We start from the raw sequence: 16,048 nt of genomic DNA, 5'->3' as shown, positions 1-16,048 counted from the left end.
CGCAGAACTGCGTGCACTGCAAGACCTGCGACATCAAGGACCCGACGCAGAACATCGTGTGGGTCACGCCGGAAGGCAGCGGCGGGCCGAATTACCCAAGCATGTAACGTTGAGAACGCCCGCTTTCATGCAGACATTTCGCTCTCCGAGGCCTTGAATACCGAGCCAGCCTTGCCCGGAGTCATTGCCTGCTCTTCCAGCAAACGTGCCGCTGCCGCCGACTGTTCGCCAAGAGCCCCATTCTGCCGCGCGACGGCCTGATCGACTGGTTCGATCCCGCGGCTCGGCTCGTCCGACACAGCGGCGATCTCGCCGACGATATCGGACACCGGCCTGATCGCCTGCTTGACGCGTCCCATCGTCGCGCCGACGTCCGTCGCCTGCGTCGCGCCGTCCAGGATCAGGGCAACAGAAGTGCTGACCAGTTCCTCTATTTCTTTCGGAGCCGAAGCCGAGGACTGTGCCGGACCGTGCACTTCGCTCGCCACCACGGCGAATCCGCGCCCCTGCTCGCCAGCGCGGGCAGCCTCCACGACAGCGTCATTCGTTCGCCATCGTCTTCATCGCGAGGCAAATCGCAACGACGTGCAGCGTTACCCGGGCGGGTATCGCGTGCCGGCGAGTTCGCCCGCATCGACGATGCGTGTGTCCCATGCGATCGCGCGCGAGTCCGGCGTTTCTGGACGACCACGTATCCATGTCGGCGCGCCCTCTTTCAGTCAAACGAACCGGCGATCAGACCGCCATGCACAGATACTTGATGACCAGATAATCGTCGATGCCGTAGCGGGACCCTTCGCGGCCGACTCCCGACTGCTTCACGCCGCCGAACGGCCCGACCTCGTTGGGAATGAGGCCCGTATTGATGCCGACCATCCCGTATTCGAGCTGCTCGGCCACCCGCCACACACGCCCGATGTCGCGGCTGAAGAGGTAGGCGGCGAGCCCGAGCTCGGTACGGTGCCGAGTGTTGCGCCCGTCGCCGGGCCGAGCACGCCGAGGCGCTCGCCCGAGTCGGCGTCGCACCATTGCCCGTCGACATAAGCCTGCTGACGCAACAGCGCCGGGGCCTTCAACAGCGTGTTCAATTCCACGATCGGTCCTTCCGGGGATAAAAATGCAGGAGGCGACCCGAGCACGACTCGAGCCGCGAATACGGAGAATTTCAAATGACGGAGGGCGCCAGGCACTGCATCACGAAGCCAGACGCGCTACCTCGCCTGACGCCACGATGCACTCTCGTGACCGTGCGTGAGCAGCCCGCGTGCGATCTCGGCCACCCGGTGCACGTGCGCGATGGCCGCTTCGCGCGCCGCCACGCCGTTGCCCGCCGCGATGGCCGCGAGAATCGCGCGCATCTCCTCGACCGCCCGGTGCCCGCGATCGTCGGACGCGATCGTCAGCGCACGCAGCCGGTTGATACGCGCGATCAGCGTCTGAACGATTTCCCATGCGACGTGCTTTTGCCCGGCGATGAACATGCGTTCGTAGAATGCCGACGTGAGCACCTTCACCGCCTGATGATCCTGCGCATCGAACGCTTGCCGGATCGCGTCGATACACGCGCCCAGCTCGGCGACGAGCGATTCGTCCGCATGCTGCGCACAGGCCATCGCCGCCTCGCCCTCCAGCAACGCGCGTATTTCGTAGATCTCGGCGGCCGTGTCGAAATCGAGGACCGCGACGATCGGCCCCTGGTTCGGAATCGAGGCGACTAGACCTTCCGTTTCCAGATGCCGCAGGACCTCGCGCACGACGGTTCGACTCACGCCGAGGATCTCGCACAGCGAGCGCTCGACCAGCCGCTCGCCGGGCTGGAAATGCGCATCGAGGATCGCGGTGCGCATCATCTCGAGCGCGAGCTCGCGCAGCGTGGCGGTCGGCCGCTGGACTTTCAGGGACGGCGGAGCAGGACTCATGACTGCCGCCGTCAGGCTTGCGCAAAGAGGCGCGCGTCGCGTGCGTCCCAGTCGACGAGTGCCTGCGCGCCGATCACGATGCCGTTGTCGTGCCGATGCGCAGCCGGCGTGCGGATCGAGATTTCCTGCTGCCACGGCGTCGCGACCGCGTAATGCATCGCATCGCCGAGATAGGTGACGTCGCGCACGGTCACGGGCAAGGCCGACGCGGCGCTCAAACCATTCGTGCCGCTCGCGCGCTGCAGCGAACTGATACGCATCTGTTCAGGGCGGATCATCAGCGTGCCTTCGTCGCCGGCGGCGAGCGTCGGGTGGAACATGTCCGACGCCATTTCGAGGCCGTTGGGCAACACACCGCCGATGCGGCCGTCGCCGTGCTTCATCACCTTGACCGGCAGGAAATTCGAGTTCCCGATGAAGCTCGCGACGAAGCGCGATGCCGGGTTCGCGTAAAGCTCCTCGCCGGTGCCGACCTGCTCGATGCGCCCCTGGTTGAACACGGCGATGCGGTCCGACAGGCGCAGCGCCTCCTCCTGGTCGTGCGTGACATAGAGAATCGTCACGCCAGTTTCCTGGTGAATGCGGCGCAATTCGAGCTGGATTTCCTCGCGCAGCTTCTTGTCGAGCGCAGAGAGCGGCTCGTCCATCAACAGCACGGGCGGATCATATGCCAGCGCACGCGCGATCGCGACGCGCTGCTGCTGGCCGCCGGAGAGTTGCGCGGGCATCCGGTCGCGGCACTCGGACAGATGCACGAGCTTCAGCATCTGCTCGACCTTCGCGCGCACTTCGGCGTCGGGCCGGCGGCGCACGCGCAGCGGGAACGCGACGTTCTCGCCGACGGTGAGATGCGGGAACAGCGTATAGCGCTGGAACACCATCCCGATATTGCGCCGGTTCGGCGCGACCGACAGCAGCGGCTTGCCGTCGAGCAGCACGCGACCGTCGGTCGGCTCCTGGAAGCCCGCGACGATGTAGAGCGTGGTGCTCTTTCCCGAACCCGACGGCCCGAGGAAGGTCATGAATTCGCCCTTGCGCACGTCGAGCGATACCTGGTCGATCGCGACGACGTCGTCGTAGGTCTTGCGCAGGCGCTGGATTTGCAGGAATGCAGTCATGGCGTGTTACCTCAGTGAGCGCGTGCGCGGCGCACCACGGCGCCCGCCAGCATCAATACGGTCGTGAGTCCGACGAGCAGCGACGAAGCGGCCGCGACGACCGGCGTCAGGTCTTGCCGCAGCGTCGCCCAGATCCGCACGGGCAGCGTTTGCAGCGTCGGGCTCGACATGAAGATCGACACGACGACTTCGTCCCACGATGCGAGGAACGCGAAGATCGCGGCGGCGAAGAGGCCGAGCCGGATGGCAGGCAGCGTGACGCGCAGCTTCACGGTAAGCGGCGACGCGCCGCAGATCAGCGCCGCGTCTTCGAGCGCCGTGTCGAAGCTCACGAGCGAATTGCTGATCGAGATGATCGAGAACGGCAGCGCGATGATCAGGTGGCCGATGACGAAGCCGGTCATCGTGCCGTTCAGGCCGATGCGCAGGAAGAACCCGTACAGCGCGACGGCGAGCACGACGACAGGCAGCACCATCGGTGTGAGGAAGAAGCCCCGCACGGCCTCGCGGCCGCGGAACTTACCGCGCACGAGCGCCAGCGACGCGAGAAACCCGATCGCGACGGACAGCATCGTGACGATCACCGCCAGTTTCGCGCTGGTCAGCAGCGAGTCGATCCAGCCCGCGTCGGTGAAAAGCTGCCGGTACCATTCGAGGGTCCAGCCCGGCGGCGGGAAGATGAGCCACTGCGAATCGCCGAACGACAGCGCGACGATAAAGACGATCGGCAACAGCAGAAACAACGCAACAGCCGCGCCCACGGCCACGAGGATCCAGCGCAGCGCGCCCAGGCGATCGAAATCGAGCAACATGTCAGTCCTCCCGCCGGGCCGCCCCAACGGAGGCTGGCGCCCCCTCCGGGAGCAGCGAACGTAGTGAGCTTCGGGGTTGTTTCATCTCAGCGGCCTCCGGTGGTGGCGTGCGCGCTGCCGGTGAAGCGCAGCTGCAACGCATAGAGGGCGAGCGTCACGGCGAGCAGCACGAAGGCCGCGGCGCCGGCGAGGCCCCAGTTCAGCAGTTCCTGCACGAGCTGCGCGATCAGTTCCGCCAACATCATGTACGACGGGCCGCCGAGCAGCGTCGGCGTGACGAAGTAACCGAGCGCCATCACGAACACCATCAGGACGCCGGAGGCCACGCCCGGCATCGCGAGCGGCACGAGGATGCGCCAGAACGCCTGCCAGCGGCTCGCGCCGCACACCGCGGCCGCGCGCAGTGTCGACGGGTCGATGCCGCGCAGCGTTGCATGCAGCGGCATCACGAGGAACGGCAGCATGATGTAGGTCATGCCGATCGTCACGCCGGTCAGGTTGTTCACCAGCGACAGCGGCTCGTGAATCACGCCGAGCGCCATCAGCGCGCGGTTGATCGGCCCCGTTCCCTGCAGCAGCACCATCCATGCGAACGTCCGTGCGAGCAGGTTCGTCCACATCGACAGCAGCAGGATCGCGAACAGCACCGAACTGAGCCGGCGCGGCGCGATCGCGAGCAGCCATGCCATCGGAAAGCCGACGATCAGCGTGACGAGCGTGACGACCGTCGCAACAAGAAACGTATTGCCGAACACGCGCACGTACGTCGTCGAGCCGAGCAGCTGCTCGTAGTTGTGCAACCCGGGCATCGGTTCGAGCACGCTGCGCAACAGCAGTGACAGCACCGGCAGCAGGAAGAAGATCACGAGCAGCAGCACTGCGGGCGTCAGCAGCCGCATGCTGCGCCAGTCGCGCCGCTTGCGCGGCGGCGTCGCGCTCGGATGCGCGACGGTACTCAATACGTTTGGCATGGTGGCTCCTTGGTCGGCCAGCGCCAGCACTTGAGTGCCTGTTACCGCTGGCCCCAAGCAGGTTCGTTGCTCATCCGCGCCGGCTCGATCCGGTTCGGCCTCCTGAACAGAATTCAGATCCATACGACTAGCCACGCCGGCTTACTTCGACTGCCACGCGTACCAGCGCTTCGCGATCGCGTCGCGATTCTCGGCCCAGTATTTCATGTCGAGGTTGATCTGCGTGGCCTTGTACTGGTCCGGGAGCGTTTTCGCGATTGCCGGTTGCATCAGCGCCGCCGACTTCACGTTGATCGGCGCATAACCGGTGTCGGCCGCGAATTTCGCCTGAGCCTGCGCACCCGTCGCGGCGGCGAGGAACTTCATCGCCGCGTCGCGATGCTTCGCGCCCTTCGGGATCACGAGCATGTCGGCGGCGGTCAGGTTCTGGTTCCATGACATGCCGACCGGCACGCCTGTCTGTGCGAGCGCATGCAGGCGGCCGTTCCAGAACATGCCGATCGGCGCTTCGCCCGACGCGAGCAACTGCTGCGACTGCGCACCGCCGCTCCACCAGACGATGTCACCCTTGATGGAATCGAGCTTCTTGAATGCGCGGTCGAGGTCGAGCGGATACAACTTGTTGGGCGCGACGCCGTCGGCGAGCAACGCGATCTCGAGCACGCCCGGCGCCGACCACTTGTAGAAGGTGCGCTTGCCAGGGAAGCGCTTGGTATCGAACAGGTCCGCCCAGTTCTGCGGCTGCGCGCTCGTGTATTTCGCCTTGTAGTAGCCGAGCACGAACGAATAATAGAAGCTGCCCACCGCAGACGGCGTCGCGAAGCGCGGGTCGAGTTCGGCCTTGTTCACCACCGAATAGTCGATCGGCTCGATCAGCCCTGCCTTTTCCGCCGCATACGCGAAGTCACCCTCGACGTCGACCACGTCCCAGCTGACGTTGCCGCTGTCGACCATCGCCTTGAGCTTGCCGTAGTCGGTCGGCCCGTCCATCAGCACGTTGATGCCGCTAGCCTGCGTGAACGGCTGCGCCCAGTCCTTCTGTTGCGACGACTGGGTCGTGCCGCCCCAGCTGGTGAACACGATCGGATCGGCGGCCAGTGCCGGCGCGGCGCACAGGGCGGCCAACGGTGCAATGCATGCCAGGCGCGACGCTGCGAAACGCGGGATGCTTCTGCTGCTCATGGTCTCTCTCTCCAAGGGGAAACGCCGCGCGTCGCGACCGCCGGGATGGCAGCCATTCGAATACGCGCCTTCAGACCGGCGGCGCAAACCTCGCCGGCATCATGATCCTGATTCTTGTGTCTTCGCCACGCCTGATTGCGGCAAGTCGCTTCAATGCGCGACTGCAAGTGTCTGCACGGTGCCAGCCTCCGTATCGCCGACATAGATGCCGTACGCGTCCTGCCGGCGTTCACGCACGTAGCGTTCGAGCATCGAGCGCACGGCGGGGTCGGCGATCTCGTCCCACGGCACTTGCCAGAGCGGCACGATACGGATGCTGCTGTCGAACCACGGCGAACCGGTAGGCATAACACGGCCGCGGTAATGGATATTGACGCCAGCCTCGCGCCCGCCGGCCGATTCGAAAACTGCGAACAGGAAGTCGAGATGCGCGTTGAGGCCGAGCTTCGCGAGCACGCCGCGCAGGCTCGCGGGGTCACTGGCCGGATCGAGCCGGGTGCCGGTCGGCAAGCGCAGCCCGTGCGGCGTATCGACGAGCACCAGCCCGTCGCGATGTTCGAGAATCGCACCCACCTCGGCATGCCCGCCTGCTGCGGACAACGCGTCCTGCGACAGCGTGAAGTTCACGTAAGCGCCGCGGCAATAGCCGAGCGGCGACGCGCTCGTCTGCGCGAAATCGACCACGCGCCCGATCAGAATGACGTGGTCGCCTGCATCGACCACGTCGTGGGTCACGCAGTCGAAGCTCGCCGCCGCATCCCGGATCACCGGTGCGCCCGTCTTGCGCGTGTCCCATGGCACTTGCGCGAACTTGTCCTGCGCCTTCGATGCGAACACGCCGGACACGTTGGTCTGGTTTTCCGCCAGCACGCTGACGGCAAAACGCTGCGTAGCCGAGAACACCGCATGGCTCGATGCCGTCTTCGCGATGCACACGAGGATCAGCGGCGGATCGAGCGACACCGACGTGAACGAGTTCGCGGTGAAACCGCGCGGCGACCCGTCGGGCTGGATCGTCGTGACGACCGTCACGCCGGTGACGAATGCGCCGAGGGCGCGGCGGAATCCGAGCGTGTCGAATGCCTGCTGCGCGGTGGACCCGGTCATCGACTCAGTCATGGCGTGCTCCCGTGATTACTGCGCTACTCGATGAGATTATGGTATGCCATCTTATGGTCGACAACAACGTGTCAAAAATCATGGAAAACCATGATGCATCCGCGGATCGCCACGTATTCGATAGCCAAAACAAAAGGCCGCCGGCGTAGCACGCCGGCGGCCTTCCGGGTCAATTCGCGCGTCTGGATGCTCGCGCTCGGGCTGCATCAACTATCGCTGGATGCCTCGTCCTGCTGTTGCGCGAGCGCAGACAGCGCCAGCTCGGAAACCCGCTTGATGTGCGCAGCCGACGCGGCCGATGCCGCGTTGCCGTCGCGCTGCTCGATCGCTTCGAGCAGGCGGTTCATCTCGGTGTTGGAATCGCCGCCGCGCCCCGGCATCGCGATGGTCAGCGCGCGCAACCGGTTGATGCGCGCGTTCAGCGTCTTGACCACCGTCAGCGACACCTGCTTTCCTGCGGCTTCGAACAGGGTTTCGTAGAAACGCTCGGTGAATTCGAGCACACGTGGCAGTTCCTGCTTCTCGAACGCATCCTCGATCGTTGCCCGAATTTCTCGCAACTGCCGCACGACTTCGGGCGTCGCGCGCTCTGCGCAGGCACGCGCGGCATTGGCTTCGAGCAGGCCGCGCAGTTCGTAGATCTCGCCGACTTGCGCCGGATCGAGCCGCGCGACCACCGGCCCTTGCCGCGACACGGTCTCGACCAGCCCTTCGGTCTCGAGATGCCGCAGCACCTCGCGCACCACCGTGCGGCTGACGCCGAGCTCATCGCACAGCGTGCGCTCGACGAGCCGGGCACCCGGCCGGAAATAGCCCTGCACGATCGCGCCACGCAGCTTGTCGAGCGTCAGTTCGCGCAGGGTCTTGGCATTGCGGTCGATTTTCAGGTCTTGCATGAGCGGCACTCTGGAAACGGGTATGGGCCTGCAGCCGGCCGCGAGCCGGGCGCAAACATGGAATGCCATATTATGACCTAACTGCCAGCGTCTTCCATCCCGCCCGGCCTGCGCCCGCGCCCGACCAGGCGATCAGCCCCCGAGCCCCTCGACGATCGCGATCTGCGCCCGGCAATATCCATCCCGCTTCGCCTTCGCCGCCTGGTACTCCGGCGAGTGATAACACGCAAGCGCCGTTTCCATGTCGGGAAAGCGGATCACGACGTGGCGCTCGAACGCATCGCCCTCCAGCGTCTGCGACGCGCCGCCACGCGCCAGGAACACGGCACCGAATTTCTTGAACGCCTGCGGCGCGATGTCCGTGTAGTCCTTGTACTTCACGGGATCCAGCACCTGCACGTGGGCAATCCAGTACGCACTCATTTGTCACCTCTCTTGGGAAATTCCTGCTACGGGTTTACACGCATGGCATGCCGTAACATGGTATACCACAATGAATCGCACAATCAACGCACGAAAGGAAGGTGCCATGAGCCTGATTCGGAAATCCGTCCTCCATGTCGAGACGCTCTACGTGGATGGCGACAAGGTCGCTGCCAAGCCACTGAAGATGATCGGCGCCGTCGCCGTCATCAAGAACCCGTGGGCAGGCCGCGGGTACGTCGAGGACCTGTCGCCGGAGATTCGCGCGATCGCCCCGCAGCTCGGCGAACACCTGACCAAACTGATCCTCGACGAGGCCGGTTCGGGCGACGCGGTCGAAGCGTTCGGCAAGAGCGCGATCGTCGGCCTCGACGGCGAAATCGAGCATGCATCCGCGCTGATCCATACGCTGCACTTCGGCAACATCTATCGCACGGCCGTCGGCGCGAAGTCGTACCTCGCGTTCAACAATACGCGCGGCCCGGCCAATGCGCCGCTGCTGATCCCGATGATGGACAAGAATGACGAAGGCCGCCGTTCGCACTACCTGACGCTCCAGTTCTCGATCCCGGATGCACCGGCCGCCGACGAACTGGTCATCGCCATCGGCGCCGCGACCGCCGGCCGTCCGCATCACCGCATCGGCGACCGCTACAAAGATCTCGCAGAGCTCGGAAATGACGTCAAGAACCCTGCTGCTGTCAAATAAACGCGTCGCCCACTATCTCGACCAGGGCACCGGCGAACCGCTGGTGCTGATTCATGGGGTCGGCATGCAGGCGGGCGCGTGGTATCCGCAGATCGACGACCTGTCGCGCGATTTCCGCGTGATCTCCGTCGACATGCCGGGCCACGGGATGAGCGATGCGCTCGACACCGACGCCGACCTGCAGCAGTTCGTCCAGTGGGCCGTCGGGTTCATCGAGGCGCTGAAGGTCGGCCCCGTCAACCTTGCCGGCCACTCGATGGGTTCGCTGATCGCCGCCGGCGTCGCCGTGACGCGGCCCGATCTGGTCAAGCGCGTGGCAGTCCTGAACGGCGTGTACCGCCGCACCGAACAGGCGCGCGAGGCCGTGCTGCAACGTGCCGCCGAACTGCGCTCGGGCACCATCGACATCGATACGCCGCTGCGGCGCTGGTTCAACGCGGAAGACGCGCAGCAGGCCGCCGCGCGGAAGGTGGAAGCGTGGCTGCAGTCGGTCGATCTGGCCGGCTACGCGACCGCGTACACCGCGTTCGCGAACGGTGACGACATATACGCGGACAGCTGGCACCGGATCGCGTGCCCTGCCCTCGTGCTCACCGGGTCGGACGACCCGAATTCGACGCCCGAGATGGCCCGGCAAATGGCGCAGGCCGCGCAAGACGGCAAGGCTGTCGTGATCGAGAACGAGCGCCACATGGTGAACCTGACCGCGCCCGACGCCGTCAATCGCGCGCTGCGTGCGTGGCTGCACACCGTGCCGCAGGCGGAAACCCTGAAATCGGAAGTGTGACATGAGCCAAGCAATCAGCCAGGAAACGCCGATCATCAACTCGCGGGAGCTGCGCGACGCGTTCGGCGCATTCATGACCGGCGTGACGATCGTCACCACCGCGCGCGACGACGGCCAGCCGCTCGGCTTCACCGCGAACTCGTTCTCGTCGGTGTCGCTCGATCCGGCGCTGCTGCTCGTCAGCATCGCGAAGACGTCGAGCAATTTCCAGACGTTTTCCACGATCGGCCACTTCGCGATCAACATCCTCGCCGAAGGGCAAAAGGACCTCTCCAACACCTTCGCGCGACCGAGCGACGATCGCTTCGCGAACGTCGGCTGGCACCTGAGCGCGCATCGCAACCCGCTGATCGACGACGTCAGCGCGTGGTTCGACTGCACGACGCACGCAGTGATCGACGCGGGCGATCACGCGCTCATCATCGGCAAGATCGAGGCGTTCCATTCCGCCGGCTACGCGGGGCTCGGCTACTACCGCGGCGGCTACTTCACGCCGGCGAAGCTGTCGGCCGAAGTCATCGCCGGACCGAAGGTCATCGTCAGCGCGATCATCACGCGCGACGACAAGGTCCTGATGGTGAAGACGGCCGATCGCAAGTGGGCGCTGCCCACCCGGGAAATCGGCAACGCAGGCGCCGACAAGGCGCTCGCCGAACTGTTCCGGCAATACCAGCCGGACGCATCGGCAAGCTTCATCTATTCGGTCTACAACAATACCGAGACGCACTACCAGTACATCTCGTTCCTCTGCAGCGCACCGGACGAAGCGGCGGTCGCCGGCGAATTCGTGAGCCTCGACGACCTCGACGCCGACGCGTTCCAGGACAGCGCGCTCGCCAGCATGCTCGAGCGCTATCGCAAAGAGAGTCAGTTGAAGAGTTACGGCCTGTACTTCGGCGATCACAGCACCGGCACCATCCGCCCGCTTCTTTCCTGAAAGGTCACATCATGCGTTTTTCGCTTTTCGTCCACATGGAGCGCGTCTCCGACCAGACCAGCCAAAAGCAGCTGTACGACGAGATGGTCGAGCTGTGCCAGATCGCCGACCGCGGCGGCATGCATGCCGTCTGGACCGGCGAGCACCACGGCATGAACTTCACGATCGCGCCGAACCCGTTCATCAACCTCGTCGACCTAGCGAACAAGACGAAGCGCGTGCGGCTCGGCACGGGCACGGTCGTCGCGCCGTTCTGGCATCCGATCAAGCTCGCCGGCGAAGCCGCGATGACGGACATCATCACGGGCGGCCGCCTGGAGCTCGGGATCGCGCGCGGCGCGTACTCGTTCGAATACGAGCGCCTGATGCCGGGCCTCGACGCGTGGGGCGCAGGCCAGCGCTTGCGCGAACTCATTCCGGCCGTAAAGAAGCTGTGGGAAGGCGATTACGCGCACGGCGGCGAGTTCTGGCAATTCCCGTCGACGACGTCGTCACCGCTGCCGCTGCAGCAGCCGCATCCGCCGATCTGGGTGGCCGCGCGCGATCCGAACAGCCACGAGTTCGCGGTGGCCAACGGCTGCAACGTGCAGGTCACGCCGCTGCACCTCGGTGACGAGGAAGTCGAGAAGCTCGTCGGCCACTTCAACGCCGCGTGCGCGAAGTTCAGCGACGTGCCGCGCCCGCAGATCATGCTGCTGCGTCACACCTATGTGGCAAGCAGCGAGGACGACGCACAGCTGGCCGCCGACGAAGTCAACGTGTTCTACAACTACTTCGGCGCGTGGTTCAAGAACGAGCGTCCGGTCAGCCGCGGGATGATCAAGCCGCTGAGCCGCGACGAAATCGCGGCGCACCCCTTCTACACGCCGGAAGCGATGCGCAAGAACAACGTGATCGGCACGCCCGCGGAAGTGATCGGGCGCCTGAAGGCCTATGAAGAGCTCGGCTTCGACGAGTACTCGTTCTGGATCGATACCGGCATGAGCTTCGAGCGCAAGAAGGCGTCGCTCGAGCGGATGATCCGCGACGTGATGCCGGCGTTCCAGTAAGGGGGCGATGCCATGAATGTGCAATTTCAGCTGTATATCGACGGGCAGTTCGGGCCCGGTGTCGCCACGTTCGGCAGCATCAATCCGGCGACCGGCGCCGTGTGGGCGCAGATGCCGGAAGCCCGCACCGACGAGGTGAACCGCGCGGTAGCGGCGGCCGGTCGCGCGCTGACCGATCCCGCCTGGGCGGGGCTTTCCGCGTCCGCGCGCGGCAAGCTGCTGTACAGGCTCGCCGATCTGGTCGAAAAAGCTGCACCGCGGCTCGCCGAAATCGAAACGAACGACACCGGCAAGATCATCCGGGAAACGTCGAGCCAGATCGCGTACGTCGCCGAGTATTACCGCTACTACGCGGGCATCGCCGACAAGCTCGAAGGCAGCAGCATCCCCGTCGACAAGCCGGACATGCAGGTGTGGCTCGAGCGGCAGCCGGTCGGCGTGGTCGCCGCGATCGTGCCCTGGAACAGCCAGCTGTTCCTGTCCGCGGTGAAGATCGGCCCGGCGCTCGCGGCCGGCTGCACGGTGGTGCTGAAGGCGTCCGAGGAAGCACCGGGACCGTTGCTCGAGTTCGCGCGCATCGTGCACGAGGCAGGATTCCCGCCGGGCGTCGTCAACGTCATTACCGGCTTCGGCCCGGAATGCGGCGCGGTGCTGAGCAGCCACCCGGGCGTGGACAAGGTCGCGTTCACCGGCGGCCCCGAGACCGCGCGCCACATCGTGCGAAACACGGCCAACAACCTCGCGAAGGTGTCGCTCGAACTCGGCGGCAAGTCGCCGTTCATCGTGTTCGCCGATACCGATATCCAGAGCGCGGTGAATGCGCAGGTCGCCGCGATCTTCGCGGCGAGCGGCCAGAGTTGCGTCGCGGGGTCGCGCCTGCTGATCGAGGCTTCCGTCAAGGAGCAGTTCCTTGCGCTGCTGGTCGAGCGTGTGTCGCGGATTCGCGTGGGTTCACCCAACGAGCGGGAAACCGAGTACGGCCCGCTGTGTACGGAACGGCAGCTTCGCAACATCGAGACGGTCGTCGAGAACTCGGCGCGCCAGGGTGCCAAGGTGCTCGCAGGCGGAAAGAGGCTGGAGCGCGACGGGTATTACTACGCACCGACGATCCTCGACTGCACCGGCGTTGCGCAAGCCGACAGCATCACGACCGAATTGTTCGGCCCGGTGTTGTCGGTCGACACGTTCGAATCCGAACAGGAAGCGATCGAGAAGGCAAACGGCACCGCCTACGGCCTCGCGGCCGGTATCTTCACGACCAACCTGACGCGTGCGCACCGCGTGTCGAAGCGCGTGCGCTCCGGCATCGTGTGGATCAACACCTATCGGGCCGTGTCGCCGCTCGTGCCGTTCGGCGGCTTCGGGCTGTCCGGGCATGGACGTGAAGGCGGCCTGAGCGCCGCGCTCGAATACACGACCACGAAGTCCGTGTGGCTGCGCACGTCGGACGATCCGATCGGCGACCCGTTCGTGATGCGCTGAGCGGCTACGCTTTCGCCGGCAGTATCGACTCAAGGCCGCAAGGGCCATGCCGCGCCGCGCGCGTCATCAGGCGCATGCGGCGACGCATGGCCCCGGCAATAAAGATGGAGACAGCATGACAAAGCAGGAAAGCGACGGCAGCGTTCTCGCCATCGAAAGCAACTCGATCGAATATGTTCCGCCGGAGGCGCGGCACGGCAAGCCGGCCGACCTCTTCACCCTGTGGTTCTGCACGAACGTCGCCCCGCTGGCCGTGATTTCCGGTGCGACGTCGGTACTGGTGTTCCACCTCGACCTCATGAGCGCGATTGTCGCGATCGCGGCCGGGCAGTTCTTCGGCGCGATCTTTCATGCGCTCACTTCCGCGCAGGGGCCACTGGTCGGCGCGCCGCAGATGATCCAGAGCCGCGCGCAATTCGGCCGCTACGGATCGCTGCTGGTCGTGTGCTTCACCACGCTGATCTATCTCGGCTTCTTCGTGTCGAACATCATTCTCGCGGGCAAGACGCTCCACACGGCGGCGCCCGCAGTGCCGGTGCCGATCGCAACCGTCATCGGCGCGGTGCTCGCGACGCTGGTCGGTGTGATCGGCTGCCACTTCATTCATCGCTTCAACAAGATCGGCGCGTGGTTCATGGGTGGCGCACTGCTGATCGGCATCGCGCTGATGGTGCCGGGCCTCGATGCGCGGATGTTCCAGCAGGGTCATTTCGATCTCGCCAACTGGTTCGCGATGTTCGGCTTGTGTGCGGTCTGGCAGATCAGCTTCGCGCCCTATACGTCCGACTATTCGCGCTATCTGCCGGCTTCCGCCGGATTCGGAAAGACCTTTGCGTACACGTACCTCGGCACGTCACTGGGGACGATCTTCGCATTCCTGTTCGGCGTGCTCGCCGTCAGCACCGGGCATTCGACGGACGCGATGCAGGCGATCCGCGAGCAGACCGGCGCGTTCGGCTACGTGCTGATCTTCCTGTTTCTGGTCAACATCATCGGCCACAACGGGATGAACCTGTATGGCGCGGTGCTGTCGTTCATCACCGCCGCGCAGACGTTCCGGCCGCACTGGGTGCCCGGCCGCAACGTGCGCGTCGTCGTGTCGGCGGTCCTGCTGGTGGCGTCGACCGCGGCTGCACTGTGGGCGTCGAGCAACTTCATCTCGATCTTCCTCAACGCGATCTTCGCGCTGCGCATCGTGCTGGCACCGTGGATCGCGATCAACCTGATCGACTTCTACCTGGTCAACAACCGCCGCTACCGGGTCACGGAAATCATCAGCAGCAGCGGTGGCGTGTACGGGGCGTTCAACGTCAGGGCCATCGCGATCTACGCGTTCGGGATTGCGGTCCAGGTGCCGTTCATGGAGGAGAGCTTCTTCCACGGCGCGTGGGCATCGGTTCTCGGCGGCGCCGACGTATCGTGGATGGTGGGCCTCGTCGTCACCGCGACGGTCTGCTACCTGTTCGCGTCGAAGGACGGTTCGCGTTCGCGCGGACGGTGCCCGGCGGGCGCCGGGGCTTTGGAATAACCGGGGAAATCGATCATGAACGAAGATGATGCGCTGTTTCAGAAGGGCTTGCCGATCCGCCGGGAAGTGCTCGGCCCGGAATATGTCGATGCGTCGATGGAAAAGGCCGACGCCTTCATGATGGCGTTCCAGCGCGCAACCACGGCATGGGCGTGGGGCTGGGCATGGGGCGATGAAACACTCGACCGCAAGACGCGCAGCCTGCTCAATCTCGCGATGCTGACCGCCGCCGGTCATACGAACGAGCTCAAGCTGCACGTGAAAGGCGCGCTCAACAACGGCGTGAGCGTCGATGAAATCAAGGCGACGCTGCTGCATGCCACCGCGTATTCCGGGATCCCGCACGGGCTCGGCGCGTTCAAGGCTGCACATGAAGTGCTGGTGGCCGAAGGGGCGTTGAAGTAAGCGAGCCGCTCGCGCGCGCGTAATGCGAGATCGCAACGACGCGGCGCACACACACTGCGGTGGGCGTCCGCCGCGCCATGTACGCCGGCTCAATGCCGCCTCATTCCCCCGAACCCGTGCTCACCGCCGACGAACACCGGGCCACGGTGAAAGCCGGTGCCCATCGGAGCACCGACACGACCACGCATGCCCCCGTCGAAGTGGCCGACGTGACCGAAGTGGTCGAAGTGATGGCGATGATGGAAACGGTCGATGAAGACGAAGCTGACGCCCGTGCCGACGAACACCGCCGGCCCCCAGTACCACGGGTCGGCGTACGGATAGGCGGTATCCGGATACCACACGATGCTGCCGTCCGTGCTCTGCATCATCTGCCAGGTGCCGTCGCCTTGCCGGCACGCGCGCCCGACGATCTGCTGTTCCGTGCCGTCGATTTCCGCTTGCATGACGACCGCACGGCAGCGGGCGCCTTCGTCCGGCGAGTCGTCATAGGTTTGCGCAAGCACGCACATGGAGCAGCCGAGACAGACGATGCCCATCCCGACCCGAAACAAGTTGCACATGATCGGCTCCTGCATTGTTGCCCCCGACCACCCGAGCCTTGGCGTCACGGACGACGCGCGGCTTCGTATAGGGTCACCCGACCATTAGACGATGTGGCATGGCCGATTATTCCTGGGGTCGGGATACGCATGCGTGATGCACGAACCG

General features: G+C 65.2%; 17 protein-coding genes and 2 pseudogenes. 8 read left to right on the top strand and 11 right to left on the bottom strand.

The window, feature by feature from the left end:
• Nucleotides 1–107: 4Fe-4S dicluster domain-containing protein (locus DIE02_RS29205; protein ID WP_148092725.1), on the top strand; the 107-nt coding region annotated here is incomplete at its 5' end.
• A gap of 18 nt (nucleotides 108–125) precedes the next feature.
• On the opposite strand, the pseudogene DIE02_RS29200 reads toward DIE02_RS29205, so the two are convergent.
• From DIE02_RS29200 to DIE02_RS29155, 10 genes and pseudogenes are all read right to left on the bottom strand, one after another.
• Nucleotides 126–542 (bottom strand): annotated as a pseudogene (locus tag DIE02_RS29200) (methyl-accepting chemotaxis protein); the annotation flags it as partial.
• Between the two features lie 193 nt (nucleotides 543–735).
• Nucleotides 736–957: pseudogene (locus tag DIE02_RS29195) on the bottom strand (aldehyde dehydrogenase family protein); the annotation flags it as partial.
• 254 nt (nucleotides 958–1,211) lie between these two features.
• Complete coding sequence (locus DIE02_RS29190) at nucleotides 1,212–1,919, bottom strand: GntR family transcriptional regulator (protein WP_124530051.1); 708 nt, start codon at nucleotides 1,917–1,919, stop codon at nucleotides 1,212–1,214.
• A gap of 11 nt (nucleotides 1,920–1,930) precedes the next feature.
• Complete coding sequence (locus DIE02_RS29185; RefSeq protein ID WP_124523131.1) at nucleotides 1,931–3,037, bottom strand: ABC transporter ATP-binding protein; 1,107 nt, start codon at nucleotides 3,035–3,037, stop codon at nucleotides 1,931–1,933.
• A gap of 11 nt (nucleotides 3,038–3,048) precedes the next feature.
• The gene (locus DIE02_RS29180) at nucleotides 3,049–3,849 is read right to left on the bottom strand and encodes an ABC transporter permease (RefSeq protein ID WP_124489296.1); all 801 of its coding nucleotides are present in this window, start codon (nucleotides 3,847–3,849) and stop codon (nucleotides 3,049–3,051) included.
• An 86-nt stretch (nucleotides 3,850–3,935) separates the two neighbouring features.
• On the bottom strand, nucleotides 3,936–4,820 hold the full coding sequence (locus tag DIE02_RS29175) for an ABC transporter permease (RefSeq protein ID WP_124530049.1): 885 nt from the start codon (nucleotides 4,818–4,820) through the stop codon (nucleotides 3,936–3,938).
• A 141-nt stretch (nucleotides 4,821–4,961) separates the two neighbouring features.
• Nucleotides 4,962–6,002: an ABC transporter substrate-binding protein gene (locus tag DIE02_RS29170; RefSeq protein ID WP_124530047.1), complete on the bottom strand. Its 1,041-nt coding sequence runs from the start codon at nucleotides 6,000–6,002 to the stop codon at nucleotides 4,962–4,964.
• 150 nt (nucleotides 6,003–6,152) lie between these two features.
• Complete coding sequence (locus DIE02_RS29165) at nucleotides 6,153–7,121, bottom strand: flavin reductase (protein WP_124530044.1); 969 nt, start codon at nucleotides 7,119–7,121, stop codon at nucleotides 6,153–6,155.
• A 206-nt stretch (nucleotides 7,122–7,327) separates the two neighbouring features.
• Complete coding sequence (locus DIE02_RS29160) at nucleotides 7,328–8,017, bottom strand: GntR family transcriptional regulator (RefSeq protein WP_124489300.1); 690 nt, start codon at nucleotides 8,015–8,017, stop codon at nucleotides 7,328–7,330.
• 132 nt (nucleotides 8,018–8,149) lie between these two features.
• The gene (locus tag DIE02_RS29155; RefSeq protein ID WP_124489301.1) at nucleotides 8,150–8,440 is read right to left on the bottom strand and encodes a DUF1330 domain-containing protein; all 291 of its coding nucleotides are present in this window, start codon (nucleotides 8,438–8,440) and stop codon (nucleotides 8,150–8,152) included.
• A gap of 106 nt (nucleotides 8,441–8,546) precedes the next feature.
• On the opposite strand from DIE02_RS29155, the gene DIE02_RS29150 reads away from it, so the two are divergent.
• The 7 genes from DIE02_RS29150 to DIE02_RS29120 all read left to right on the top strand — a co-directional run bounded on the left by DIE02_RS29150 (nucleotide 8,547) and on the right by DIE02_RS29120 (nucleotide 15,337).
• On the top strand, nucleotides 8,547–9,149 hold the full coding sequence (locus tag DIE02_RS29150) for an amino acid synthesis family protein (protein WP_124523129.1): 603 nt from the start codon (nucleotides 8,547–8,549) through the stop codon (nucleotides 9,147–9,149).
• Nucleotides 9,118–9,936 (top strand): alpha/beta fold hydrolase, encoded by an 819-nt coding sequence (locus tag DIE02_RS29145; protein WP_124530042.1) that lies wholly within the window; start codon nucleotides 9,118–9,120, stop codon nucleotides 9,934–9,936. The genes DIE02_RS29150 and DIE02_RS29145 overlap by 32 nt, the downstream gene beginning before the upstream one ends.
• A gap of 1 nt (nucleotide 9,937) precedes the next feature.
• Nucleotides 9,938–10,873 (top strand): flavin reductase, encoded by a 936-nt coding sequence (locus DIE02_RS29140; RefSeq protein ID WP_124489304.1) that lies wholly within the window; start codon nucleotides 9,938–9,940, stop codon nucleotides 10,871–10,873.
• Nucleotides 10,874–10,884: 11 nt separating this feature from the next.
• The gene (locus tag DIE02_RS29135; protein ID WP_124530040.1) at nucleotides 10,885–11,922 is read left to right on the top strand and encodes an LLM class flavin-dependent oxidoreductase; all 1,038 of its coding nucleotides are present in this window, start codon (nucleotides 10,885–10,887) and stop codon (nucleotides 11,920–11,922) included.
• Nucleotides 11,923–11,934: 12 nt separating this feature from the next.
• Nucleotides 11,935–13,404, top strand: coding sequence for an aldehyde dehydrogenase (locus DIE02_RS29130; protein WP_124489306.1), 1,470 nt, complete (start codon nucleotides 11,935–11,937; stop codon nucleotides 13,402–13,404).
• A gap of 115 nt (nucleotides 13,405–13,519) precedes the next feature.
• Entirely contained in the window at nucleotides 13,520–14,932 is a 1,413-nt protein-coding gene (locus tag DIE02_RS29125) for a cytosine permease (protein ID WP_124489307.1), read from the top strand.
• Between the two features lie 15 nt (nucleotides 14,933–14,947).
• A complete protein-coding gene (locus DIE02_RS29120; protein ID WP_124489308.1) occupies nucleotides 14,948–15,337 on the top strand; it encodes a carboxymuconolactone decarboxylase family protein in 390 nt (129 codons plus the stop codon).
• Between the two features lie 89 nt (nucleotides 15,338–15,426).
• Here the strand turns inward: DIE02_RS29120 and DIE02_RS29115 are convergent, their stop codons facing one another.
• Nucleotides 15,427–15,900: a hypothetical protein gene (locus DIE02_RS29115; RefSeq protein ID WP_124530038.1), complete on the bottom strand. Its 474-nt coding sequence runs from the start codon at nucleotides 15,898–15,900 to the stop codon at nucleotides 15,427–15,429.
• Between the last annotated feature and the right edge of the window lie 148 nt (nucleotides 15,901–16,048).

The organism is Burkholderia sp. Bp8991 (assembly GCF_003853795.1).
Lineage (GTDB): Bacteria > Pseudomonadota > Gammaproteobacteria > Burkholderiales > Burkholderiaceae > Burkholderia.
Note: the sequence above shows the minus strand (reverse complement) of the source record. Positions and strands in the feature narration are given on the sequence as shown.

Bases quoted from the DNA above. Each gene is read 5' to 3' on its own strand.
- DIE02_RS29130 (WP_124489306.1), top strand. From the start codon at position 11,935: ATGAATGTGCAATTTCAGCTGTATATCGACGGGCAGTTCGGGCCCGGT.
- DIE02_RS29165 (WP_124530044.1), bottom strand. From the start codon at position 7,121: ATGACTGAGTCGATGACCGGGTCCACCGCGCAGCAGGCATTCGACACG.
- DIE02_RS29115 (WP_124530038.1), bottom strand. From the start codon at position 15,900: ATGTGCAACTTGTTTCGGGTCGGGATGGGCATCGTCTGTCTCGGCTGC.
- DIE02_RS29120 (WP_124489308.1), top strand. From the start codon at position 14,948: ATGAACGAAGATGATGCGCTGTTTCAGAAGGGCTTGCCGATCCGCCGG.
- DIE02_RS29185 (WP_124523131.1), bottom strand. From the start codon at position 3,037: ATGACTGCATTCCTGCAAATCCAGCGCCTGCGCAAGACCTACGACGAC.
- DIE02_RS29135 (WP_124530040.1), top strand. From the start codon at position 10,885: ATGCGTTTTTCGCTTTTCGTCCACATGGAGCGCGTCTCCGACCAGACC.
- DIE02_RS29180 (WP_124489296.1), bottom strand. From the start codon at position 3,849: ATGTTGCTCGATTTCGATCGCCTGGGCGCGCTGCGCTGGATCCTCGTG.
- DIE02_RS29175 (WP_124530049.1), bottom strand. From the start codon at position 4,820: ATGCCAAACGTATTGAGTACCGTCGCGCATCCGAGCGCGACGCCGCCG.
- DIE02_RS29160 (WP_124489300.1), bottom strand. From the start codon at position 8,017: ATGCAAGACCTGAAAATCGACCGCAATGCCAAGACCCTGCGCGAACTG.
- DIE02_RS29145 (WP_124530042.1), top strand. From the start codon at position 9,118: ATGACGTCAAGAACCCTGCTGCTGTCAAATAAACGCGTCGCCCACTAT.
- DIE02_RS29140 (WP_124489304.1), top strand. From the start codon at position 9,938: ATGAGCCAAGCAATCAGCCAGGAAACGCCGATCATCAACTCGCGGGAG.
- DIE02_RS29155 (WP_124489301.1), bottom strand. From the start codon at position 8,440: ATGAGTGCGTACTGGATTGCCCACGTGCAGGTGCTGGATCCCGTGAAG.
- DIE02_RS29170 (WP_124530047.1), bottom strand. From the start codon at position 6,002: ATGAGCAGCAGAAGCATCCCGCGTTTCGCAGCGTCGCGCCTGGCATGC.
- DIE02_RS29150 (WP_124523129.1), top strand. From the start codon at position 8,547: ATGAGCCTGATTCGGAAATCCGTCCTCCATGTCGAGACGCTCTACGTG.
- DIE02_RS29190 (WP_124530051.1), bottom strand. From the start codon at position 1,919: ATGAGTCCTGCTCCGCCGTCCCTGAAAGTCCAGCGGCCGACCGCCACG.
- DIE02_RS29125 (WP_124489307.1), top strand. From the start codon at position 13,520: ATGACAAAGCAGGAAAGCGACGGCAGCGTTCTCGCCATCGAAAGCAAC.